At 59.0% G+C, this 23,332-nt stretch carries 18 protein-coding genes and 1 pseudogene; 3 read left to right on the top strand and 16 right to left on the bottom strand.

The genetic code is table 11. The annotated features are described in order from the left end of the window. The first annotated feature begins 80 nt into the window (after positions 1-80). A complete protein-coding gene (gene lpxC, locus DFS28_RS21295; RefSeq protein ID WP_111451323.1) occupies positions 81-992 on the top strand; it encodes a UDP-3-O-acyl-N-acetylglucosamine deacetylase in 912 nt (303 codons plus the stop codon). A 182-nt stretch (positions 993-1,174) separates the two neighbouring features. Here the strand turns inward: lpxC and DFS28_RS21300 are convergent, their stop codons facing one another. The 8 genes and pseudogenes from DFS28_RS21300 to DFS28_RS21335 form a co-directional block, all read right to left on the bottom strand. Continuing rightward, entirely contained in the window at positions 1,175-2,668 is a 1,494-nt protein-coding gene (locus tag DFS28_RS21300) for a sensor domain-containing diguanylate cyclase (protein ID WP_111451324.1), read from the bottom strand. 147 nt (positions 2,669-2,815) lie between these two features. Next, entirely contained in the window at positions 2,816-4,135 is a 1,320-nt protein-coding gene (locus tag DFS28_RS21305; protein WP_111451325.1) for an OprD family porin, read from the bottom strand. A 195-nt stretch (positions 4,136-4,330) separates the two neighbouring features. Next, positions 4,331-4,555, bottom strand: coding sequence for a hypothetical protein (locus tag DFS28_RS21310; RefSeq protein WP_056743541.1), 225 nt, complete (start codon positions 4,553-4,555; stop codon positions 4,331-4,333). A 464-nt stretch (positions 4,556-5,019) separates the two neighbouring features. Continuing rightward, the gene (locus DFS28_RS21315) at positions 5,020-6,384 is read right to left on the bottom strand and encodes a heavy metal sensor histidine kinase (protein ID WP_111451326.1); all 1,365 of its coding nucleotides are present in this window, start codon (positions 6,382-6,384) and stop codon (positions 5,020-5,022) included. Beyond that, the gene (locus DFS28_RS21320; protein WP_111451327.1) at positions 6,374-7,051 is read right to left on the bottom strand and encodes a heavy metal response regulator transcription factor; all 678 of its coding nucleotides are present in this window, start codon (positions 7,049-7,051) and stop codon (positions 6,374-6,376) included. Before DFS28_RS21320 ends, DFS28_RS21315 begins: the two co-directional genes overlap by 11 nt. Before the next feature lie 9 nt (positions 7,052-7,060). After that, complete coding sequence (locus tag DFS28_RS21325; RefSeq protein WP_111451328.1) at positions 7,061-10,174, bottom strand: multidrug efflux RND transporter permease subunit; 3,114 nt, start codon at positions 10,172-10,174, stop codon at positions 7,061-7,063. Then, positions 10,171-11,331 (bottom strand): efflux RND transporter periplasmic adaptor subunit, encoded by a 1,161-nt coding sequence (locus tag DFS28_RS21330; RefSeq protein WP_111451329.1) that lies wholly within the window; start codon positions 11,329-11,331, stop codon positions 10,171-10,173. Before DFS28_RS21330 ends, DFS28_RS21325 begins: the two co-directional genes overlap by 4 nt. A 291-nt stretch (positions 11,332-11,622) precedes the next feature. Next, positions 11,623-13,150, bottom strand: a pseudogene (locus DFS28_RS21335) (IS3 family transposase). A 673-nt stretch (positions 13,151-13,823) separates the two neighbouring features. Between DFS28_RS21335 and DFS28_RS21345 the strand changes: the two are divergent. After that, the gene (locus tag DFS28_RS21345; RefSeq protein ID WP_008147542.1) at positions 13,824-14,081 is read left to right on the top strand and encodes a hypothetical protein; all 258 of its coding nucleotides are present in this window, start codon (positions 13,824-13,826) and stop codon (positions 14,079-14,081) included. Between the two features lie 157 nt (positions 14,082-14,238). On the opposite strand, the gene DFS28_RS21350 is transcribed toward DFS28_RS21345, so the two are convergent. The 5 genes from DFS28_RS21350 to norR form a co-directional block, all read right to left on the bottom strand. Continuing rightward, positions 14,239-14,988 (bottom strand): YkgJ family cysteine cluster protein, encoded by a 750-nt coding sequence (locus DFS28_RS21350; protein WP_111451330.1) that lies wholly within the window; start codon positions 14,986-14,988, stop codon positions 14,239-14,241. A gap of 83 nt (positions 14,989-15,071) precedes the next feature. Beyond that, a complete protein-coding gene (locus DFS28_RS21355; RefSeq protein ID WP_111451331.1) occupies positions 15,072-15,398 on the bottom strand; it encodes a hypothetical protein in 327 nt (108 codons plus the stop codon). Between the two features lie 179 nt (positions 15,399-15,577). Further along, positions 15,578-16,036: an N-acetyltransferase gene (locus tag DFS28_RS21360; RefSeq protein ID WP_111451332.1), complete on the bottom strand. Its 459-nt coding sequence runs from the start codon at positions 16,034-16,036 to the stop codon at positions 15,578-15,580. Positions 16,037-16,063: 27 nt separating this feature from the next. After that, positions 16,064-16,966 carry a chemotaxis protein CheV gene (locus DFS28_RS21365; protein ID WP_008147551.1) on the bottom strand — a complete coding sequence of 301 codons (903 nt, stop codon included), beginning with the start codon at positions 16,964-16,966 and terminating at the stop codon, positions 16,064-16,066. Positions 16,967-17,283: 317 nt separating this feature from the next. Further along, complete coding sequence (gene norR / locus DFS28_RS21370) at positions 17,284-18,837, bottom strand: nitric oxide reductase transcriptional regulator NorR (RefSeq protein ID WP_111451333.1); 1,554 nt, start codon at positions 18,835-18,837, stop codon at positions 17,284-17,286. Between the two features lie 156 nt (positions 18,838-18,993). Here norR and hmpA point away from each other — a divergent pair, with 156 nt between their 5' ends. Further along, complete coding sequence (gene hmpA, locus DFS28_RS21375; RefSeq protein ID WP_111451334.1) at positions 18,994-20,175, top strand: NO-inducible flavohemoprotein; 1,182 nt, start codon at positions 18,994-18,996, stop codon at positions 20,173-20,175. A 140-nt stretch (positions 20,176-20,315) separates the two neighbouring features. Here hmpA and DFS28_RS21380 read toward each other — a convergent pair whose 3' ends face one another. From DFS28_RS21380 to DFS28_RS21395, 3 genes are all read right to left on the bottom strand, one after another. After that, positions 20,316-20,972 (bottom strand): transcriptional regulator, encoded by a 657-nt coding sequence (locus tag DFS28_RS21380; RefSeq protein WP_111451335.1) that lies wholly within the window; start codon positions 20,970-20,972, stop codon positions 20,316-20,318. Positions 20,973-21,064: 92 nt separating this feature from the next. Next, positions 21,065-22,192, bottom strand: a complete 1,128-nt coding sequence (locus tag DFS28_RS21385) for an FAD-binding oxidoreductase (protein WP_111451336.1) — start codon at positions 22,190-22,192, stop codon at positions 21,065-21,067. 164 nt (positions 22,193-22,356) lie between these two features. Beyond that, entirely contained in the window at positions 22,357-23,304 is a 948-nt protein-coding gene (locus tag DFS28_RS21395; RefSeq protein ID WP_178082223.1) for an ornithine cyclodeaminase family protein, read from the bottom strand. Positions 23,305-23,332: the final 28 nt, after the last annotated feature.

Genomic DNA, 23,332 nt, shown 5'->3' on the forward strand with positions numbered 1-23,332 from the left:
GTTCAGCAAAGGTCTGGTCTGCTATCATCGCCAGCCTTTGTTGATACCAGTTCGCAATTTGCGCTGAAGCGGCCCAAGCCATGATTAAACAACGCACACTGAAAAATATTATCCGTGCTACAGGTGTAGGCCTGCACTCCGGGGAAAAGGTATACCTGACCCTCAAGCCCGCACCTATCGACACCGGCATTGTGTTTGTTCGTGCCGATCTCGACCCTGTGGTGCAGATTCCTGCCCGCGCGGAAAACGTTGGTGAAACCACGATGTCGACCACATTGGTCAGTGGTGACACCAAAGTGGATACGGTGGAGCACTTGCTCTCGGCCATGGCTGGCCTGGGCATCGATAACGCCTACGTCGAGCTCTCCGCGTCTGAAGTTCCGATCATGGATGGTAGCGCTGGACCTTTCGTATTCCTGATTCAATCGGCCGGCCTGGAAGAACAGGACGCACCGAAGAAGTTCATCCGGATCCTGCGGGAAGTGACAGTGGAAGACGGCGACAAGCGCGCCACTTTCGTCCCTTTCGAAGGCTTCAAGGTGAGTTTCGAGATCGATTTCGATCACCCGGTTTTCCGTAACCGCACACAAAGTGCAAGCGTGGATTTTTCCAGCACTTCGTTCGTAAAAGAAGTCAGCCGCGCCCGTACCTTTGGTTTCATGAGTGACATCGAGTACCTGCGCAAGCACAACCTCGCACTCGGCGGCAGCGTTGAAAACGCTATTGTGGTCGACGCGGATGGTGTACTGAACGAAGACGGCCTTCGCTATGAAGACGAATTCGTGAAGCACAAGATCCTCGATGCAATTGGTGACCTCTACCTACTGGGCAATAGCCTGATTGGTGAGTTCAAGGGCTTCAAGTCCGGACATGCATTGAACAACCAGCTGCTGCGCAAGTTGATTGAGCAGACAGATGCTTGGGAAGTCGTGACTTTCGAAGACGCCAGCTCTGCACCGATCTCTTACATGCGTCCAGTTGCGGCCGTGTAAGTAAAAAACCTCTCTAGTTTTTTAAAGGCTACCTTCGGGTGGCCTTTTTTTATGCCTGCGGGAATGGTTCCCACGCTCTGCGTGGGAATGCAGCCCGGGACGCTCCGCGTCCCTTTCCAGAGTTGGAACGCGGAGCGTCCCTTGAGGCATTCCCACGCAGAGCGTGGGAACGATCTCCTCGATCAGGCAGCGACCACCCGATTACGCCCACTTTCCTTGGCCTGATACAGCGCCTTGTCCGCTGCAAACAATAGCTGTTCCAGGCTGATCTCGGCGGAAGTGGTCCAGGTGCTGATACCGATACTGACAGTAATTGGTGACTCGGCACCTGCCACCAGCGGCAATTGTTCTACTGTCGCGCGGATGTGTTCGGCAATCTGTTGCGCCCCCTGACTGTCGGTTTCCGCGAGAATCACCGAAAACTCCTCACCGCCATAACGGGCGACCAGATCGGCTGGTCGCCTCACATTGTCGGAGATCACCTTGGCCACCGAGCGCAACGCATCGTCGCCAGCCTGATGCCCATGACGATCGTTGAACGCTTTGAAATGGTCGGCATCAATCATCAGCAGCGATAATGGCTGGCCGGAACGTTGAGCGCGGAACCACTCATGACGCAGGACCTGATCCAGCGTTCGGCGGTTGGCCAGGCCGGTCAAGGCATCGGTGGCCGCCAGTTGCGCCAGTTCCTGTTCGGCGTTGTGGCGCAGGCGCAGTTCCCGGCTGAGCAGCCAAGTCAGCCAGAGCAAGCCGATGCACAGCGCAATAGTCGCAACGCTGACCACCACCGCCGTGCGCTTCCACGACGCAAACACTTCATCACTGGACAGTGCAACGATGACGATCAACGGCAAGTTACCCACCTTGGAGAACGTGTACAGGCGTTTGTCCTTATAGTGGCTTGAAACACTGGTGAAGCTGCCGTTGCCTTCCTTGACGATGCGCTGAAAGTTGGGACGGTTGCTGAAGTCCTTGCCAATCAGCTCTTCGGCCAAGCGGGGTTCCTGGGCCAGAAGAATCCCGTCCGAGCTGATCAGGTTGACCGAGCTGTCACGACCGATGCTCAAGCTGTTGAACAGTTGATCGAAATAACTCAAGCGCATGGCGGCTTCGGCCACGCCAAGAAATTCACCCTGTGAGCCGCTGACCCGGCGACTGAAGCTGATTCGCCATTCATGTTCAGGCAGTCTGGAACGGAAGGGACGGCTGATGAACATGCTCGGGTCGCGATTGTTCACGTGCGACTGAAAGTATTCGCGGTCAGCAAAATTGCCCTTTCTGGGCTCTACCGAGGCCGAATCGGCGATCACGTCGCCCTTGTTGTCCAGCAACAAAATGTCGCCCTTGTACGGCGCGGCAGTGGCGCGGTCAAACAAGGCCAGATGGCGGATGGCAGGGGAAACGTTCTTGAGGTCTTCACGCTGGGAGGCGGCGATCAAGCCGAGCAAGGACAGGTCATAGAGTTCGACATTGCGCAGCACGTCGGCGTCGATCAGTTGCACGATGTTGGTGGCTGCGCGAGTGGCGGAGTGTTCAGCATTGGCGCGTTCGCGAATGAGCAGGAACGTCACGATGCTTGATATCGCAATCACCAGCAGCAAACTGCCGAGAAGCAGAAGCTGCTCCGATCGCGTCGACCGGATCGGATGGTGAGAAATTGCAGTGCTCACACTCATGGTTCTGACTTCTGCTAATGAGGCGTTATGAAAGTGTTTTGCAAGACTCAGGCAGAATCCCAGATACCATTTGCGTTCGGAGCGCCTGTATAAATCCCGGATAAAAAAAAGGCCAGCAAAACATGCTGGCCTTTTACTTATAGAAGCTTAGAAGACATTGAGCGGGTAGTCGACGATCACCCGGTATTCATCGGTGTCCTGATCCAGCGCGCCGTAGCCGTTGCCTCCTCGGTTGGTCGCCCATTGCAGACGCAACGCCAGGTTTTTGGCCTTGCCGCCCTGAACCACATAGTTGAGATCTATGTCGCGTTCCCAGTGCCTGGCGTTTTTGCCATCAGCGCTGTACCACGAGGCATAACCGGGGCTGGCCGGATCGACCTTGGTCAGGTCCAGTTCCCCTTGGGAGTAAGAGACCGCCGAGGTCAGGCCGGCGAGGCCGAGCCCGACAAAGTCGTAGGCGTACTTGAGTTTCCATGAGCGTTCGTTCGGGCCGTTGAAGTCCGAATACTGCTGGGAATTGTCGAGGTAGACGCTGTCGCCCTGGCTGATGTAGTCGAATGGTGTGTTGCCGTTGACCCGCTGATAGACCGCGGTAACGCTGTGATTGCCCACCCCCACGGTGAAATGCAGGCTGTAGGTGTTGTTGTCGATGTGGCCCAGCAGCGCATTGCCGGTGTCTTGCGTGTGATAGGCATGCAGACCCGGGTTGAGGCTGACCAGATCGTTCAAGGCGTAGGTGTAATCCAGGTCGTAGTAATACTGGTTCCAGATGTCCTTGAGTTCGGAAGCATAGAGGCTGCTGGTTAACCCCGGCAGGCCGCTCCAGGTCACGCCGGCCCAATTCAGGTGCTTACTTTCGTCACCGTCGGCCAGGCTGCCGTAGGACGTGCCGATTCGGGTGTGTCCACTCTGGTTGTAAGGCTTGGTGAAACTCGCCTGGCCACCTTCGATCATCCAGCCGTCAAAACTGTGGTTGGTCAGGCTGACGCCGCGAAAGGTCTGGGGCAGCATGCGGGTTTCGCCGCCGGCGATCACCGGGTTGGCGAGAAACAAGTCACCGGCCTTCAGTTCGGTGTCGAAGGCACGCATTTTCAGCGTGCCACCCGCCGTCGAGAACGAGCCCGGCGCTTTGCCGTTGCCATCGCTGACCGGCAGGATGCTCGAATTATCAGTGCCGCCACCGCCGTCGAGCTTGAGCCCGAGCATGGCGTGGGCGTCAACGCCGAAACCGACGCTGCCTTGGGTGTAGCCCGATTCGAAGGTGCCGAGGAAACCCTGGCCCCATTCAATGTTGTCGTCGGTCTGCTGCAGGCGGTTGCGGTTCATGTAGTAGTTACGGGCGTTGAGGTTGAGGCTCGATCCTGCAACGAAACCTTCGGCGTTTGTGTCGTCTGCGGCGTGAGCGGCAGGCGTCACCGTTGCAGCAATTGCAATGAATAACGGGCTGTATCTGAGAGGGAAACGCACTAGCGGTAAAGCTCCTTGGGTCAACTAAGAGCCTCATTGTTTTGAGACTCAGGATGTTTCTTGTTAGGGAAGACGAACTAAAGCTGTTTAAAACCACAACGAAAAAAAGCCGCTGATAGCAGCGGCTTTGAAGACAACTTTTCAAAGGGAAGAGCCGATGAAAAGTGTCGAGGGAAACAGAGTGATACTGGGCAATCAGCTGTCTTTCTCAACCACTGGCTGGGCCTGAGTACTCGACGCTTGAGGGGTTTGCGCAGCTTCCTGGGCCTTGGCTGTCATTTCGCTCTGATACTGTTCGAATGCAGCAGCGCGGGCGGAGTTTTGCGCGACGAACGTCTGCGACTCTTCAGCGATGGCGAACGGAGACAGAAACAAAGAGGACAAAACGAAAGCGCTGGCAATACCCATAGTGTTGGACATCTTTAAAACCTTCTTGCTTGGCAAGTGCTGTTTGGTGGGGCCAAGATAAGGGGGATTCGCGCGGGGAAAAAGAGCGGATTCATGAAAGGACTGTTGCGCTTAAAGCAACAGTAGGTGGCCGAATTGAACATGTCCTCTGGTGAGGTGGCTTCTGAGGTGATGGGCTCTGGGCTGAGGGGACTTCTGTGCTGAAGGGGCTTTTGTTGCAAAGGGGCTTTTGTGGTGAAAGGGCTTTTGTGGCAAAGGGGCTTTTGTGGCGAGGGGACTTGTCCCCGTTCCAGTGCGTAGCGCTGGCAAGATTTCGGTAACGCTATAGATTTTTGGGGCCGCTCCGCAGCCCAACGGGGACAAGTCCCCTCGCCACAAAAGCCCCTTCACCACAGAAGGCCCCTCAGCCCAGAGCCCCTTCACCACAAAAGTCCCTTCACCAAAGAAGTCCGCTTGCCACAGAGGGCCGGGTTGGATCAGACGGGGAGGTGGATGCCGAAGGTATTCATGCCGTGATCACTGCGCACAAACACGTCCCCGCCGTGCATCAGTGCAATCGCCTTGACGATCGCCAACCCCAAGCCATGGTTGTTGCCACTGTTGCTGCGCGATGCATCGACCCGATAAAAACGCTCAAACAGCCGCGACAAATGCTCGCTGGCAATCGGCGACCCTGGGTTCGCAACCCCGATGCTGACCTGATGCTCCTCAACCTCGATCCGCACCTCAATCACTTGCCCAGGCTCGGTGTGCTGCACCGCGTTGCTCAGCAGGTTGATCAACGCCCGGCGCAGATGAGCGATCTCGATCCGCACTTGGGCATCGCCACTGACCTGCACCTGAACCTGCGCGTCTTCAAGGATGAAATCCAGATACTCCAGGGTCGTGGCCACTTCATCGGCCAGCGAGGTGGAGGTCAGTTTGGTGGCTTTGCTGCCTTGGTCTGCGCTGGCGAGGAACAGCATGTCGTTGATGATCGAGCGCAGTCGCTCAAGCTCTTCAAGGTTCGATTGCAGCACTTCAAAATAGTGTTCGGCGGATCGCCCGCGAGTCAGCGCAACCTGGGTCTGGCCAATCAGGTTGGTCAGGGGCGAGCGCAGTTCGTGGGCCACGTCCGCGTTGAACGACTCAAGGCGCGAGTAAGCCTGTTCGACCCGCTCCAGTGTCGAGTTGAACGAATTGACGAACTGATTCAGTTCCGGCGGTAGCGGCGACAATTGCAGGCGACCGGACAACAACGGCGGTGCCAGCCGCTGGGCTTCCTGGGACAACTTGATCAGCGGCTTGAGGCCGATCCGCGCCACCCAATAACCGAGGGCCGACGCCAGCAACACGCCGATGATCGCCAGGCTGATCAGGGCAACCAGCAAATGGTGCTGAGTCTGCAAAAAAGTCTCGGTGTCGATGCCGATCATGAAGCGCAACGGCGGGCGTTGATCCTTGGCCGGGAACTGACTGACCAGCACTTTCAGCGGATAAGGCTGATCCGCAAGATTCAAGTCGCGCATGCCCAGCGGGCCTTCGGCAAAGGCGCGGATCTGCGGCGTCAGGTTGCCGTATTCGTAGTGCGGATCACCGCTGATGATCCAGAAGCTGATGCGCTTGTCTTCTTCGCCGAGCAGCTTGAGCTTGTTGTTGATCTTCACCCAATGCTCGGGCGTGCCATAACGCCCGACCGTGGATTCAAGCACGCTGTAGCGCGCGTCCAGTTCAGCCTCGGGCAACAAACCCAGGCCTTTATCGACCTGTTGATACAGCGCCCAGCCGATCAACAGAAACACCAAAAGCGCCACCAGCGTGAACATCCCGCTCAGGCGTAGCGCGATTGAGTTACTGGACACCACGGCTCTCCAGCACATAACCCATGCCACGAATTGTGTGCAGCAGTTTCTCTTCGAACGGCCCGTCGAGTTTGGCGCGCAGGCGTTTGATCGCGACTTCGACAACGTTGGCGTCGCTGTCGAAATTGATGTCCCAGACCATTTCGGCGATGGCGGTTTTTGACAGGATTTCACCCTGACGGCGGGCCAGCACGCTCAATAGCGAGAACTCCTTGGCGGTCAGGTCCAGACGCGTGCCGGCACGGGTGGCTTTGCGGCTGATCAAATCTATCCACAGGTCGGCGATGCTCACCTGCACTGGTTCATGACCACCGCTGCGGCGGGTCAGCGCCTGAAGGCGCGCCACCAGTTCCAGAAAGGAAAACGGTTTGCCAAGGTAATCGTCGGCACCGTCGCGCAGGCCTTTGATCCGGTCTTCAACACGCTCGCGGGCGGTGAGCATGATCACCGGGGTTTGCTTGCGCGCACGCAACGCGCGCAGTACGCCGAAGCCGTCGAGGCCCGGGAGCATGACGTCGAGGACGATCACCGCATAGTCGCTTTCCAGCGCCAGGTGCAGGCCGTCAACGCCGTCGCGCGCCAGGTCCACGGTGTAACCCTGTTCCGTCAGGCCGCGGTGCAGATAATCCGCGGTTTTTTCTTCGTCTTCGATAATCAGAACGCGCATGACCCCGCCTCAGTCTGTGGTTGTCAGCGCCGGTTGAGGTGCTGATGCTGGTGGGAGAGAGTGCCGATGGAATAGCCGCTCAAGCCACAAGTATATGACCGGCGTGGTGAACAACGTCAGCGCCTGGCTCACCAGCAAGCCGCCGACGACCGCGATCCCCAAGGGCTGGCGCAGTTCGGCGCCGGTGCCATAACCGAGCATCAATGGCAGCGCGCCGAGCAGGGCGGCGAGGGTGGTCATGATGATCGGACGGAACCGTGTGATACAGGCCTGGTAGATCGCTTCTTCCGGCGACAGCCCACCCTTGCGTTGCGCTTCGAGGGCGAAGTCGATCATCAGGATGCCGTTCTTCTTCACGATCCCGATCAGCAACACTAGCCCGATCAGCGCCATGATCGAAAAGTCCTGCCCGCAAATCCACAACATGATCACCGCGCCGAGCCCCGCCGACGGCAGCGTCGAGATGATGGTCAGCGGATGGACGAAGCTCTCGTAAAGCACGCCGAGAATGATGTACACCGCCACCAGCGCCGCCAGGATCAGCCATGGCTGGCTGGCCAGCGAACTCTGGAACGCCTGGGCCGCGCCCTGGAAATTACCGCTGATGGCCACCGGCATGCCGATGTCGGTCTTGGCCTGATTGAGCATGATCACCGCATCGCCCAGCGCCACACCGGGCGCCAGATTGAACGACAGGTTGGCAGCCGGGAACATGCCGTCATGGGCGATGGACAGGGGGCCGACCGTTGGCGCGTCGAATTTGGCCAGGGCCGACAGCGGCACCATTTCCCCGCTGAGCGGCGAGCGCAGGTAGAAATAGTTGAGGCTTTCAGCCTTGCCGCGCTGCTTGGTGTCCAGTTCCAGAATCACGTTGTACTGGTTGGTCTGGGTCTGGAACTCATTGATCTGCCGCTGGCCGAAGGCGTCGTACAACGCTTCGTCGACATCGCTGGCGGTCAGGCCGAAACGCGCTGCGGCGCTGCGGTCAATGCTGATGTGGGTGATGCTGCCACCCAGTTGCAGGTCGTTGGAAATGTCGCGGAACGCCGGGTTGGCGCGCAGTTTTTCCGTCAGGCGCTGGGTCCAGGTGCTCAGGAGTGCCCCGTCGTTACTCTTGAGCACGTATTGGTACTGCGCGCGACTCGGACCGGAGCTGAGGTTGATGTCTTGCCCGGCGCGCAGGTACAGCACGATGCCCGGGACTTTCATCAGTTGCGGGCGAATCCGGTCAATGAACTGACTGGCGGAGACGTCGCGGTCGCCGCGTTTTTTCAGAGAGATCCAGAAGCGACCGTTGGCGATGGTCTGGTTACTGCCAGAGACGCCGACCGAGTGGGAAAACGCCGCGACTGCCGGATCCGCCGCGACGATTTCGGCCATCGCCAGGTGTTTTTTCACCATGTCGCCGTAGGAAATATCGGCGGCCGCTTCGGTGGTGCCGAGGACGAAACCGGTGTCCTGCACCGGGAAGAAGCCCTTGGGGATAAAAATGTAACCGGCAATCGCCAGGCCCAGAGACAGGCCGAACACGCCGATCATCAGCTTCTGGTGGGCGAGGGCGCGGCGTAGAAGTTTTTCATAGCCTGCCAGTAAGCGTTCGCCAAACGTGGGTTTGCTGTGGGCGTTATGCACCGGCGCGCGCATGAACAGCGCCGCGAGCGTGGGTGCCAAGGTCAGTGAGACCACCACCGAAATCATGATCGTCGAAGTGGCAGTCAGGGCGAATTCCTTGAACAGCCGCCCGACCACGCCGCCCATGAACAGCAGCGGAATGAACGCCGCCACCAGCGAAAAGCTGATGGAGACCACGGTGAAACCAATCTCGCCGGCACCTTTGATCGCCGCCTCGCGCATGCCGTCGCCGGCTTCCAAGTGACGGTGAATGTTTTCCACCACCACAATCGCATCGTCCACCACAAACCCGACGGACACCACGATCGCCACCAGTGTCAGGTTATTCAGGCTGAAGCCCATGATGTACATCAGGGCGAAACTGGCGATCAGCGACACACCGAGCACCGACGCCACGATCAGGGTCGCCGATAACTGCCGCAGGAACAGCGCCATCACCGCCACCACCAGCAGGATTGCGATCAGCAGGGTGACCTCCACTTCATGCAACGAAGCACGGATGGTCTGGGTGCGGTCGATCAACACGTTGACCTGCACCGATGCCGGCAGCATGGCCTCCAGCGTCGGCAGGGCCGCTTGAATACGGTCCACGGTCTCGACGATGTTGGCTCCCGGTTGCCGGAAAATCACCAGGTTCACCCCCGGCTGACCGTCAGCCCAGGCCTGGATGTAGGCGTCTTCCGAACCGTTGACGACTTTGGCTACATCCTTGAGATGAACCGGTGCGCCGTCCTTGTAGGAAACAATCAGCTGACCGTATTCCTGGGGGTGAAACAATTGGTCGTTGGTGGACAAGGTCGAAATGCTCGACTCGCCGTACAACGCACCCTTGGCCAGGTTGAGGCTGGTCTGCTGGATCGCGAGGCGAATGTCTGCCAGGGTCAGGCCAATGGCGGCGAGTTTGTCCGCCGACGCCTGCACGCGAATCGCCGGACGTTGCTGACCGGTGATGTTGATATTGCCTACGCCGTCGATCTGGCTGATCTGACGGGCGAGCAGGGTTTCCACCAGGTCACTGACTTCGGTGCCGGGCATTTGCGGCGAGTTGATGCTGAGGATCAGCACCGGGCTGTCGGCCGGATTGACCTTCCTCCAGTTCGGCAGATTCGGCATGTCTTTGGGCAGTTTGCCGGCGGCGGTGTTGATCGCGGCCTGGACTTCCTGGGCTGCGGTGTCGATGCTTTTGTCGAGGGTGAATTGCAGGGTCAGTATGGTCGAGCCCAGGGCGCTGCTCGAGGTCATCTGGGTCACGCCGGGGATGGCGCTGAATTGCACTTCAAGCGGCGTGGCCACCGACGAGGCCATGGTTTCGGGGTTGGCGCCGGGCAATTGCGCGGCCACCTGAATGGTCGGAAATTCTGCTTCCGGCAATGGCGCGATAGGCAGGCGCGGAAAGGCGATGACACCGAGCAGCACCAAGGCAAAGGTCAGCAGGACCGTCGCCACCGGATGATCGATGCACCACGCGGAAACCGAGCCATGGCCCTTCATGGTTTCGGCTCCGATTGCACCACTTGCGGTGGGTCGGTCACTACCTGCACGGTCGAACCGGGCTTGAGCCGCGACTGGCCGTCGCTGACCAGCACATCGCCCGGTTTCACGCCTTTGATGAGGTCCTGGCCGCTGCCTTGATAAACCATCTGCACCTGAACGGCTTCGACCTTGTCGCCATTGACCCGGTAGACGAAATGTTGATCAAGGCCACGTTGTACGACGGTGGGCGGCACCACCAGCGCATTTTTATCCAGAGCTGTCTGAATCTTTACCGTTACCAGCAGGCCCGGCCAGAGTTTCTGTGCGGGGTTGGCGAATTCGGCCTTGGCGCGGATGGTCCCGGTGTTGGCGTTGATCTGGTTGTCGATCAGGGTCAAATGACCTTCGCCGAGCAGGTTGCCGGTTTCCCCGTCGGTATCGGCGCCGATATAAGCCTTGACCGGCGTGTGCTGTGGATCGTTGATCAGTCCCTGCAGGGTCGGCAGCATTTGCTGTGGCAGGGAGAACTCCACGGCGATCGGGTCGATCTGGGTCACCGTGAACAGGCCTTGAGCGTCGGTCATGCGCAGGAAGTTGCCTTCATCCACTGTGCGAATACCGACGCGACCGGTCACCGGGGAGCGAATCTGTGTGTAGGAAAGCTGCACTTGCGCGGCGTCGATCGAGGCCTGGTTACCTTGGGCGGTGGCTTTGAGTTGGTTGACTAACGCCTGTTGCTGGTCATAGGTCTGTTTGGATACGCCGTCGTCCACGCTCAGTAGTTTGTAGCGTTTGAGGTTGACCAGTGCGACTTGCAGCTGCGCCTGGCTTTCGCCGAGTTGCGCCCGGGCCTGGTCGAGGCTGGCGCGGATCGCGCGGTCGTCGATGGTGGCGAGCAGGTCGCCTTTGTTCACCAGTTGGCCTTCCTTGACCAATAATTTGGTGAGGATGCCGTCAATTTGCGGGCGCACCACAACGCTATGCAGGGACAGCACCGAGCCGATGCCGCTGACGTAGCGGGGGACGTCTTTTTCGGTGACGCTCACTACCCGAACGGGGATCGCCGTGGGCGCGGTCAGTTTGGTGGTAGCGGGCTTGATGGCGTACCACAGGCCCAGCGCTGCCAGAACGATCAGAAGGGCTGCGAGCAAGGCGGGTTTTTTCTGAATTCGCATGCGAGTGGGGCGCCGGGGCTGGGAGGTCGGAATTCTTTCAGGTTTATACCTTCCTTTATAAACCTGTTCGCCCGTCAGGAAGGTGACTGCTAACTGACGGCGCTGTCAGTTTGGACCTCTGCGGGGCGATGCCGATCCTCCCTTGGCGGCCAGGTAGCCGGCCATGTTGCTGTTGGTGGCGTACATATCCATTTCTGCGGTAACGGCCGCTTAGGGTTTCGCCCTTACGGCGAGTCCCTTTTGGCAAACGCGGTACGTGTCAAGGTACCTGTCGCCTTAGTACAGCTGCGGCTAGCCCATTGCGCCCTTAACTTCAGGGCGCTCTGGGTTTAAATACACCGCATCTGCCAGCTTCCAGTTCCGTGTCCGAGTACTCCAGCGATTCGGATTAGCTTCCCTGGCATCTTCATAAAGTGCTGCTCTAGCTTGTAATAAAACCGTCGCTTTGCCTTCGTGACGTTCGTTCGGCGTCACATATTTCAAGGCGCTGTGGCGGTGATCTTCGTTGTACCACTCTATGAATTTCTGCACCCAAAGCCTTGCATTAGTGACCGTATCAAAAGGTTGATCCGGCCAGAGTGGGCAGTACTTGGCGGTGCGGAAAAGTGCCTCGGCATAGGCGTTATCGTTGCTCACCCTTGGCCGGCTAAAGGATGGCTCGACGCCCAGCGCAACCATACTTTCACGCAACAAAGAACCTCTCATCACGTGCCCGTTATCCGAGTGCAGCACCAGCGGACGACCCGCTGTGTGTTCACGTAAGCACCCCTTTCTGAGCAGTTCGCACGCGTGTTCGGCGCACTCCACCTCATGTACTTCATTGGCGACCAGCTTGCGGCTGTAAACATCCTTGACCATGTACCAGTAGAAAAACCGACCTCTGACGGTACTAGGCAACCAGGTGATATCCCAGCACCACACCTGATTGGGGCTGTCAGCGCGATGCGTCGTCAGCACCCTGCGTTTCGGGGCTTTGGTTCTGCCGCGACGCACGTTTTGATTGGCTGCTTTTAACACACGATAAAACGTCGACTCCGAGGCCAGGTAGATGCCTGCATCGGCCAGCTTAGGAACGATTTGGTGCGGGGTGAGGCTGGCGTAGCCAGCCTGATTGGCAGCATCAAGCACCGCTTGGCGTTCTGTCTCACTGAGCTTATTGGCCGGAGCTGCCCGTTGAGCCAGTCGTCGTCGATCACAGCCAGCGTGTCGCCAGCGTTGGACTGTGCGCAGGCTCAACCCCAACTCATTGCACGCTCGATATCGACGAGCGCCATTCAGCACCGCGTCTGCAATCAACTTCATGGCTTGCGTACGATCAGAGGCGTCGATCAGTCTTCCTTGTCCTTGCCCCAGATCGCATTGGCTTTTTTTCTGAGTTCCAGCAAAGCCTCCGCCTCAGCACGTCCAGCATCTGACCGGATCAACTGACGTTCCAACTCTTTAATCCGCCGTTGCTCGGCAGTTTTCTCTACGCTGGGTTTCAGATCAGCAAGAATATTGGCGTTTTGGCAGGTCTCGCGCCATTGACGGATTTGCTCCGGATAGATGCCCTTGATCCGGCAGTATTGAGAGGTTCCACCTCACTCAACGGTGCGGTTTCCATCACAGCGTTGAATTTATCGGCGCTGGACCATTGATCACTGGTCTTGCCGTTTCCCGGCACGATCAAACCTTTATCTCTAGCCATTTGTCTCCAGTTTCGCAGTGACTGAGGCGTGAGATTAAGCGCAACGGCGAGTTCCGCCACTGAGCGATTGAGGGGCGGCATCATTTGCAGAACGACCCAATCTTTGAAGTCTTCGTCATAGCGCTTGGACATTGCAAAACACCTTCGCCCTCTTGAATGAATGAGTCAATCAACAAGGGCGACAGGTAGCCTGACACGGAGGGAACGCCCCAAAAGGAACCAAAAGGTCTCGCCCCGAGCGTCCGGCCCCTCGCTTAGGCTCGGCGTTCCTTCGTTCCGGTATTCATCTGGGGGCATCGCCTCCGGTTGGCTTCGCTTCAACCTCCTCTCGATGTGTTCGACTGCGTCGAACGGCGCTGCGCGCCTACCCCCCAGATGAACACCTCCACTCAGCCTGCCGAAGGGGCGGGTGGATCAAGATCAAGAGCTGCAGGCGAGCTAACGCTCGGCCTGTTGAGTGGTGAGGAGCGAAAGGCGAACACTGTCCCCCCTGTGGGAGTGAGCCTGCTCGCGATGGCGGCCTGACAGCCGACCAATCTCTTCCTGCCAAACATTGAATCCCTGTGTGAGCGAGCCTGCTCGCGAAGGCGGTCTGACAGCCTACCAATGTCTCGCAGATGGATACTGTTCAATTTTAGGCGCCGAGCTTGGTCCGGGCGGGGTTCCGACGAAGGCGTCAGGTCAGTCAATACAAAAACCGACGGACTCGCTTGCTGCTTGAAGCTTGCGACTCCCGAGACAGGTATACTGCCGCCTTTCGCGGCTCGCTGACCGGGCCCGACTCTATGCATCACCCGGAGCTTTCATGACTTCCCCGACACAACCGCCGGTTGCCGACGCTTTGAGCGACGACCAGGCTGACCTGCCAGACAGCGTCGACTCCAGCGCAGACAGCGAAACCAAAGCCGAGATCCCGGCGTTCAAGTTCCCGTTCAAACCGGGCGACCTGGCTGCAGCAAAGAACGCCAGCCAGCCCTGGTACAAGAACGGCGCGAAGAATGGTCACACCAAGACCCCGGGCGCAGCGCCTCCAGGGACTCGTCGTTCGATGGGTAAGCGCTGAGTCTTAAACGCTGCGGTGGCTGATCTACCGTCATCGCGAGCAAGCTCGGCTCCTACAGTTGATCTCTGTGAGATACAGATTTTGTGTACGACGCCAATCCACTGTAGGAGCTGAGCTTGCTCGCGAAGGGGCCATCAAAGGCAATACACCTTCTGGATCAAGCCGCCCGCAACGAAATAAACGCATAGTTTACGGGCGTATCCGTCGCCACTTGCGCACCCGCAGCCTGCACTTGCCGGGCAATGTCCTCACCCGACACATGAAACAACCAGTCAGCGCCTGACTCAGCCATTGGCTGTGTCATAACTTGGTCGATGACTACGGCGAACGCCGCCATGTCCGGCAGATAAGCAGTAAACCCATCGCCCTTCAGTGCTGTAGTCCGAATCCCCAACAGCGCGCAAATCGCCTCCTTGGTCTGAATGTCATCGCGATCCGCCTGACGGGAGCGCTGGATCAATCCGGCCAGTTCCTGATCGACCAATTCACCCCCCACAATCAGATCCGGTCCCTTTTCCCACGACTCGGGCGGACATTCTTTCACCGCAGGGTTCAGGGGAATATGCGGATTGATTTCCATCGGGTAGATGCGGCACACCAGCGGCCGGCGTTCATAAATGCGGCAGAGGTTATCTTCGTCAAGATTCCGGCAAGGACCAACGTTGTAGGCGGCAAAGGTGATGGCTATGTGCGCCTCGGATACGCCGCTTCGAACCTTCACCGAACGGCGTTCGGCGTGTTCGCGTTGCTGCACTGGCAGGCCCAGGCCATTGCCCAGGAAACCTTCCACCAGCACGATCACCTGACCCCCATCGGCCGCCCACATCCGGGCTTCGGGCAGGGTTAGGGGTACGTGGTGGTCGTTGCAGCATTTGCCACAGCCTACGCAGGAAAACGTCGTATTCATTGAACGGCCAGTCGCATTAAAGGACATGAAGCGACGACAGAATGCCGCCGCAAAGGCCGCTATCGAAGCAAGTTATGCGCCAGTCACTGCGCCTTGGCGGTTGGGCGGATGGAGTCCCATTCGGTGACGTAAGCGGTTTTGCTTTTTTTGTTGTAGAGACACAGTTCGGTGCCTTGCTGGCCTTTCATGTGTTTTTGCGGGTATTGGCCTTGCAACAGCAGTGCGGTGTAGCCAACCCGGTCATCGAACTGCGCGGCGTTGCCCACAGGTTTGGCATTTTTCAAGCCGCTGGCCTTGGTGCAACTGGCGAGCACGGCTTTGTCGTAGGCGGCCCAGGCGTCCGGGCTGGAAGCGTGAACCTGGGAGGCAAGAGCGGTGAGGCAGAGGAGGGTCAGGCTTGCTGCTTTCATGGGGTCGGGCATCCTTGGGGGTGTTTTGGCCAAGGTTGGAGTATGCCTGATGGGTTCAGGTTGAATGTGTCGGCCCCTTCGCGAGCAGGCTCGCTCCCACATTGGCTCTGCATAGGACACAGATTTTGTGTACGACAAAGATCCATTGTGGGAGCGAGCCTGCTCGCGAAGGCGGTGTGTCAGGCCGGAACCGGTTCCCGGCGGATTACACGCATTCCGGCGTTTTCATACAAACGCTGCGCTCTAAGGTTGTCTTCCAATACCTTCAAATCCACAAAACCTTCGCGCCGTTGCTGAAACACTTTGAAAGCATGCAGTAACAATGCACGACCCAAACCCCGGCCCTGAGCCCGTGGATGCACCACCAGGTTCTTGATATAGGCGCTGGTCCAGCACTGACACACGCCGACGATACCTTCGGCATCCAGAGCGATGAAGCACAGGCTCGGATCATATTCAGGATCGGTTTCAAAACGCTGTTGCCAAACCTCCAGGTCCGGCACGCGACCACCACCTTCCTGATAGCCCGATTCCATCAAACGATGAACGGCTTCAGCCAGATCGGGGCGGTATTCGCTGAGGACGATTCCCTGAGGCCAAGCGATCGCAGGCACACCTTCAGCAAGGTTGCGCCGCATCAGAAAGCAGAAGTCCTTGCTCAAGCCTCAATGACCTTGTTCTGCGACAGCCTTGGCCGCTTCGATCAGGCACTTGGTCAGTTCTGGCGAGGAGAACTTGGTCAGCACTGCGTTCGCGCCGGCGAGACGGGCCTTTTCGCTGTTCATCGCACTGTCCAAAGAAGTGTGGAGCAGCACATAGAGGTGCGAGAAGTCGGGGGTTTCGCGCAGGGTTCGGGTAAAGGCGTAGCCGTCCATCTCCGACATTTCGATGTCCGAGACGATCAGGTTGATCTGCTGGGCCGTACCTTGCAGGTCCAGCAGGCAGTCGATGGCTTCCTTGGCACTGCGGGCGGTGTGGCATTGCAGGCCGAGGTTGCGCAGGGTGTGGACCGATTGCTGCAGCGCCACCTGGCTGTCATCGACCACCAGAATCCGCGCGTTGCCGAGTACTTCGGCGTCTTCCATGCTCAGTTCGGTCGGGGCCGTTTCAATCTGCGCCGGGGCGATGCCATGGATCACTTTTTCGATGTCCAGCACCTGTACCAACGTGCCGTCGACCGAGGTCACGCCAGTGATGTATGAGCGCACGCCGCCAGAGCCAAACGGCGGCGGACGGATGTCGGTGGTCAGGCAGTGGACGATCTTGCTCACGGCCTGAACGTGCAAACCCTGCTTGGAGCGGCTGACATCGGTGACGATCAGGCAGCCACCGTTCGGGTCTTCCAGCGGCCGTTCACCGATGGCACGGCTGAGGTCGATCACCGACAACGAGGCACCGCGAAGGGTGGCGATGCCTTTGACGTGGGGGTGCGACTCCGGCAGCTTGGTCAGCGGCGGGCAGGGAATGATTTCACTGACTTTCAGCAGGTTGATCGCCATCAGCTTGCCGCTGCGCAAGGTAAACAGCAGAAGCGAAAGTGAGTCTGCGCGGGCTTTGTTTGAAGACATAAAAACCTTCTGTGGAAAAAGGTGATGGGCAATCGCGAGGATCGCCAGCAGCTATCGATGCCGGGTTATCGACCTGAACGGGGTGGGCTTTAGGGTAGTTATGGGTTGGTGGTCGGATCCACCCCTCACCCCAGCCCTCTCCCCAGAGGGTAGAGGGAGCCGACCGAGCTGAATGGGAAATTACGTCGACCTGAGAAACCGAATTGGATTCACCGTGGTTTCTCAGGTCGAAGCAAATCCCGCATCATCCCCGATCGGCCCCCTCTACCCTCTGGGGAGAGGGCTGGGGTGAGGGTTGGATTCAGAAACCGCCACACTTAATCCTTTATCCCCAACCGCTTCGCCATTCTCCCAAGATTCGCCCGATCCAAGCCTAGCTCACGCGCCGCACTCGCCCAATTGTTATGGTGCCGTTCCAGACAGGCGTTAATCAGTCGACGCTGATAATCCTCGGTCGCCGCCCGCAAGTCTCCCGAGACCAAAGCCGCAGGGCTGACAGGGACTGGCTCGGTTGCAAGCTCAACGCTGCCATTGGGCAAATCCAGATCCGCCGCGCTCAAACTCAGAATCTTCGGCCGCTCCTTGCAGTTACCCAGCGCCTTCAAGGCACTGCGGCCAATCAAGTGCTCCAGCTCCCGCACATTGCCCGGCCATGTATATGCCAGCAATGCCGCCTGCGCATCGCTGGTCAGGCGCAGGCTGTTGAGGCCCATGCGAGAGCGGTTTTGCTCCAGAAAATAGCCACTGAGCAACAGCACATCCCGCCCACGATCACGCAGTGCCGGCACCAGCAACGGATAAACGCTCAGGCGGTGATAGAAGTCGGCACGGTAGCGGCCGCTGCGCACTTCCTCGGCCAGGTCGCGGTTGGTCGCGGCAATCAGTCGTACGTCGACCAGATGCTCTTTATCCGAGCCCAATCGCTGCAGCTGACCGCTTTGCAGGACGCGCAGCAATTTGGCCTGGACGGTCAGGGACAGCTCACCGACTTCGTCGAGAAACAGCGTGCCGCCATTGGCCAGTTCAAACTTGCCGCGCCGATCGTTCATCGCGCCGGTGAAGGCGCCGCGGACGTGGCCGAATAGTTCGCTTTCCACCAGCGTGTCCGGCAGCGCGGCGCAGTTGAGGCTGATGATCGGCTTGTCGGCCCGGGGCGATGCGGCGTGGATGGCTTGGGCGACCAGTTCCTTGCCGACCCCGGTTTCGCCGGTGATCAGCACGGTAAGATCGCTGCCGCCCACCAGATTGATTTCTTCTACCAGCCGTTTGTGCGCCTTGCTCTGGCCAATCATCTCGCGGTTCTGCTGGCCGCTGGCTTGTCGGTAAACCTCGGCCCGTTGATGTTCGTCTTCGACACGATTGGCCAGGCGTTCGATGCGCTCGGCGGCGTTGACGGTGGCGGCGGCGAGGCTGGCGAAGGCTTCCAGGGCGTCCAGTTCGATCGGTTCGAAGCGCTCCGGATCGAGTGCGTCGAGGGTCAGCAAACCCCACGGGCGCTCGTCGATAAACAGCGGGCAACCCATGCAGTCGTGGACTTCCAAATGTTCATCGAGGCCCTCGACCAGGCCGTCGTAAGGGTCGGGCAAGTCGCTGTCGGCGGCAAAACGGGTCGGGCCGTGGCTGCTGAGCAGCGCTTCGAAACGCGGGTGTTCGCTGATTTTGAAGCGTCGACCGAGGGTGTCGGTGCTCAACCCGTCGACGGCCAGCGGCACCAACCATTCGCCATCAAGGCGCAGCAGGGCGGCGGCGTCGCACGGGAGCAAGGCGCGCATGGCTTCGAGCAAGCGCCGATAACGCTCGCCTTCGGGGAGTTCGCGGGACAGGTCGGCGACCAGTGGCAGCAGGGTGGTGAGCAGGGCTTTTGCAGTCATAGTGACTCCATGTAGTCGGTATGACTATAAGTCAGTGTGTGTCGAAATGACTATAAAGAATTTAACTAATTGATTTATAAGGTTTTATTTTCTGGCATGGAAACTGATAGGTATAAGGCAATTAGTTAGCAATCCAAGTAGATCAGGAGTCGCCTTATGCTTAGCGTTCAAGACCGTGCAATCGTCAAATCCACCGTGCCCTTGCTGGAAAGCGGCGGCGAAGCATTGATCACTCACTTCTACCGCATGATGCTGTCCGAGTACCCGGAAGTTCGTCCGCTGTTCAACCAGGCCCACCAGGCCAGCGGTGATCAGCCGCGTGCCTTGGCCAACGGTGTCTTGATGTATGCGCGGCACATCGACCAGCTCGATCAGTTGGGCGACCTGGTGGCCAAGATCATCAACAAGCACGTGGCCCTGCAAATCCTTCCGGAACATTACCCGATTGTCGGCTCCTGCCTGCTGCGAGCCATCTCTGAAGTGCTGGGTGAAGAGATCGCCACACCTGAAGTGATGGCTGCCTGGGGGGCTGCTTATGGTCAATTGGCCGACATCCTGATCGGCGCCGAAACCAGCATCTACGACCAGAAAGAACAAGCACCGGGCGGCTGGCGCGGGGCGCGGGAATTCATCGTGGTGGCCAAGGTCGACGAAAGCGAGGAAATCACCTCGTTCTACTTTGAACCAGCCGACAAAGGCCCGATTCTGGCGGCAGAGCCGGGCCAGTACATCGGCATGAAACTGATCCTCGATGGCGAAGAGATTCGTCGTAACTACTCGCTGTCGGCTTTGACCAACAAGGGTCAGTACCGGATCAGCGTCAAACGTGAAACCGGTGGCCGCGCCTCCAACCACCTGCACGATCATTTGCAGGTAGGCTCCAGCATCCAGCTGTTCCCGCCAGCGGGCGAATTCACTCTGACCGACAGCGACAAACCGCTGGTGCTGATCAGCGGCGGCGTCGGCATCACTCCGACCCTGGCAATGCTGGAAGCAGCGCTGGCGACCGAGCGGCCGGTGCACTTTATCCACTGCGCACGCAACGGCAGCGTTCACGCGTTCCGCGACTGGATTGATGGCTTGGCCGAGCGTCACCCGCAACTCAAACGCTTTTATTGCTACGACGAAGATGATGGCGTGAGCCCGGCGGCGGACAAGGTTGGGTTGTTGAGCCAGGAGCAATTGGGTGAGTGGTTGCCGCAGCAGCGCGATCTGGACGCGTACTTCTTGGGTCCTAAAGGCTTCATGGCGGCGGTCAAGCGCCACCTGAAAGCGCTGGGTGTGCCAGAGAAGCAAAGCCGTTACGAGTTCTTCGGGCCGGCTTCAGTGCTGGAGTAACCGCTAAAGCGAGAAACCTGTGGCGAGGGAGCTTGCTCCCGCTGGACTGCGCAGCAGGCCCCTTCTTTTCAGGTAGAGAGAGGGGCCGGTTCCCGGCCCAGCGGGACGATGCGGCGTTCCGACAAGCTCCCTCGCCACAATTAGCCCTTCAGTTCTTTCAAATGTTTGTACACCGTTGCCCGCCCCATGTTCAGCACGTTCGCCACATAGTTGGAAGCGCTTTTACCTTTGAAGGCGCCTTCGGCGTGCAGTGCCAGCACCAGTTCGCGCTTATGGTCACGGGTCAGCAGGTTCAGGCTCAGCTGGCGTTCGCGCAGCCAGGCGTGCAGGAACGTGTTGATCCGCTCCTGCCAGTCATCGCGAAACAGTGAATCGGGCTGTGGAATCAACTTGCTCGGTGACAGGAACAGATCCAGCGCGGCTTTGGCATTTTCGAACAACGAAATATTCAGATTAATGCACAGCACCGCCAGCGGACGACCTTCGCTGTCGCGCAGCACGCTGCTCAGGCTGCGAATCTTCTGGCCATCCCAATTGAGTTTTTCGTACGGCCCGATGTTTCGTTCGCTGATCTCTTCGCTGAGCATGTCCTCCAGCGACGAGTCATCACCGATTTCCCGTTTGGACAGGTTGTTGGCGATGTAATCGACCTTCTGGGTGCGCAGGTCGTGCAGCACCACCTCGGCGTGGGGAAAGAACAATGTGGCGATGGCATCGGCGATCGCACGGAAATTGTCCAGCGGCGAGCTCTTCAATGCAGAGTCATCACCGGCGGGTTCTTGTTCTTTGGCGTTCATAAAGTGGAGCTCCAGACAGCATCAGCGCCCCGTCAAAAAAGGGCGCTGGAAGTTTGCCGCAATCGTGTCAGCACGTCACCTGCGTCCGAACGTCAGCCCAGTCGAGCAGGGGAGAGCATCTGGGTGTTCAGACCGAAGCGAGTCAGTTGCTCGGGCAAGGCTTCACCGCGTACCAGTGCAGCGCTGGCCTGGCCCATGGCCGGCGAGGTCTGGATGCCATAACCGCCTTGTGCCGCTACCCAGAATAACCCCGGCACCTGTGGATCGAAACCGGACAGCAAATCTCCATCGCTCACGAAACTGCGCAAGCCGGCCCAGGTGCGGGTCGGACGGCGGATAGTCAGGGTGGTGGCTTCTTCGATCTGGTAAATGCCCATCGCAATGTCCAACTCTTCAGGCTGCACGTCGTGCGGTTCCACCGGGTCGGCGTTGGCGGGCGAGCCGAGGAACATTCCGGCGTCAGGCTTCATGTAGAAGGATTCGTCGAGGCTGACCAGCATTGGCCAATGGTGGATGTCCACGCCCTCGGGGCCGGCGAAGATGAACGCCGCACGGCGCTTGGGTTGCAGGCCCAGTGGTTTGGCACCGGCCAGCTCGCCGATTTTGTCGGCCCAGGCGCCTGCCGCGTTGATGATGATCGGGGCGCTGAAGGTCTGGCCGTTGGTTTGCACGTGCCACACACCTTCAGCGTCGCGGGTCAGGCTCAGGACTTCGCTGTCGGTATGAACTTCACCTTTGTTGCGTCGGATACCGCGCAGGTAACCCTGGTGCAAGGCGTCGGTGTCGATGTCGCTGGCGGTCGGGTCGTAAATGGCACCATGGACTTTCTCCCGACGCAGAATCGGCAGGCGCACGCAGGCCTCTTCGGCGCTGAGCAGCTGCATCTCCGGCACCGTGGCTTTGGCGCTCAGGTATTGATTGTTCAGTTCGGCCGGGTCACCGGTGAAGTCCACGGTCATCTCGCCACGCGGGGTCAGCAGCGGGTGTTCGCAGAAACCGGCCGGAGGGGCGTCGAAGAAATCACGGCTGGCCTGGGTCAGCGCCCGAACCTGCGGTGTGCCATAGGCGGCGGTGAACAGTGCGGCTGACCGTCCGGTGGAGTGGTAAGCCGGATGGGATTCGCGTTCGAGCACAATCACTCGGGCGTGCTGCGACAACCAGAAACCGGTGGAAGCACCGGCAATTCCGCCGCCGATGATGATGAAATCTGCCTGGCTCATGAACGTCTCCTGTCGAGCGCAAATGCCGAATGTGTCGATGATCATTGTGGGAGTGGCGGTGCGACGATTCGACTTGCTCGCGAAAGCGGTGTGCCAGTCAACATCATTGGTGAATGTCAGACCGCTTTCGCGAGCAAGCCCGCTCCCACAAGGGGTTTGTGGTGTTAGTGCTGTAGGCGATAGATGGCGTTGGCCAGTGCAATGTCTTCCAGGCCCAGGCCAATGGAGCGGAAGAACACATGACGGTCGTAGTCAGGGCGCTGCACTTTTTCGCTGAGCAGATCGGGCAAGTCGCCGATGATCGCGTTTTTGTCCCAGCCATGTTGTTCACCGGCAATCAGCATCTCGCCGGCCGAGCCCGGGGTGGTCAGACGATAGTCGCAGAACACTTGCATGTCATTGAGGCTCTGCGGCGGCACTTCGTGGGCACGTGGTGCGTTGGTGCTGATGGAGGTGATCAGCGCCGGTTTGCTCAAGCTTGACGGGTCAATCACCGGGCCTGCGGACGAGGTGCAGAGCATGATGACATCGGCGTCTTGAACCGCTGCTTCACGACTGTCGACGATGGTCAGGCGTGGATCGAGGCTTTTGAGCTGCGCCAACACCTCGGGATTGTTGTCGCTCAGGCTCGGCGAGTAGAGGCTGATGCTCTGCCAGTCGCGCAGGCCTTTGACGTAGTGCAAGTGCGCCTGGGCGACCTTGCCGCTGCCGATGATCGCCAGGCGCTGCGCCTTCAGCGGGGCGAGGGCGTCGACCGCCACGGCGGTGGTTGCGGCGGTGCGTGCCGTGGTCAGTTCACCGGCATCGCAAAGCAACAGCGGCTGGCCGGTCTGCATCGACATCAGCAGCGTCCAGGCGGTCACCAGCGGGCCTTGTTCACGCACGATGTACGGCGAGGTCTTGACCCCGTAGACGCCGTCTTCGGCCAGCACACCCAGGTAGTTGATGAAGTCGCCAGCGCCCTGCGGAAACTCCACCAGTTGCTGCGCCGGTTGCACAGCTTGCCCGGCGGCCAGATCGCGGAACAGTTTGCGCAGGATCTGCGGCACGTCGACCTGCGCCAGCAGCTCGCGGGCCTGAGGTTGGGTGATCACGTAAGGCGTACTGGACATGGTCGGCTCCGGGAGCTGGAAGTAAACT

The sequence above is a fragment of the Pseudomonas sp. 478 genome (assembly GCF_003254125.1).
Classification (GTDB): Bacteria; Pseudomonadota; Gammaproteobacteria; order Pseudomonadales; family Pseudomonadaceae; genus Aquipseudomonas.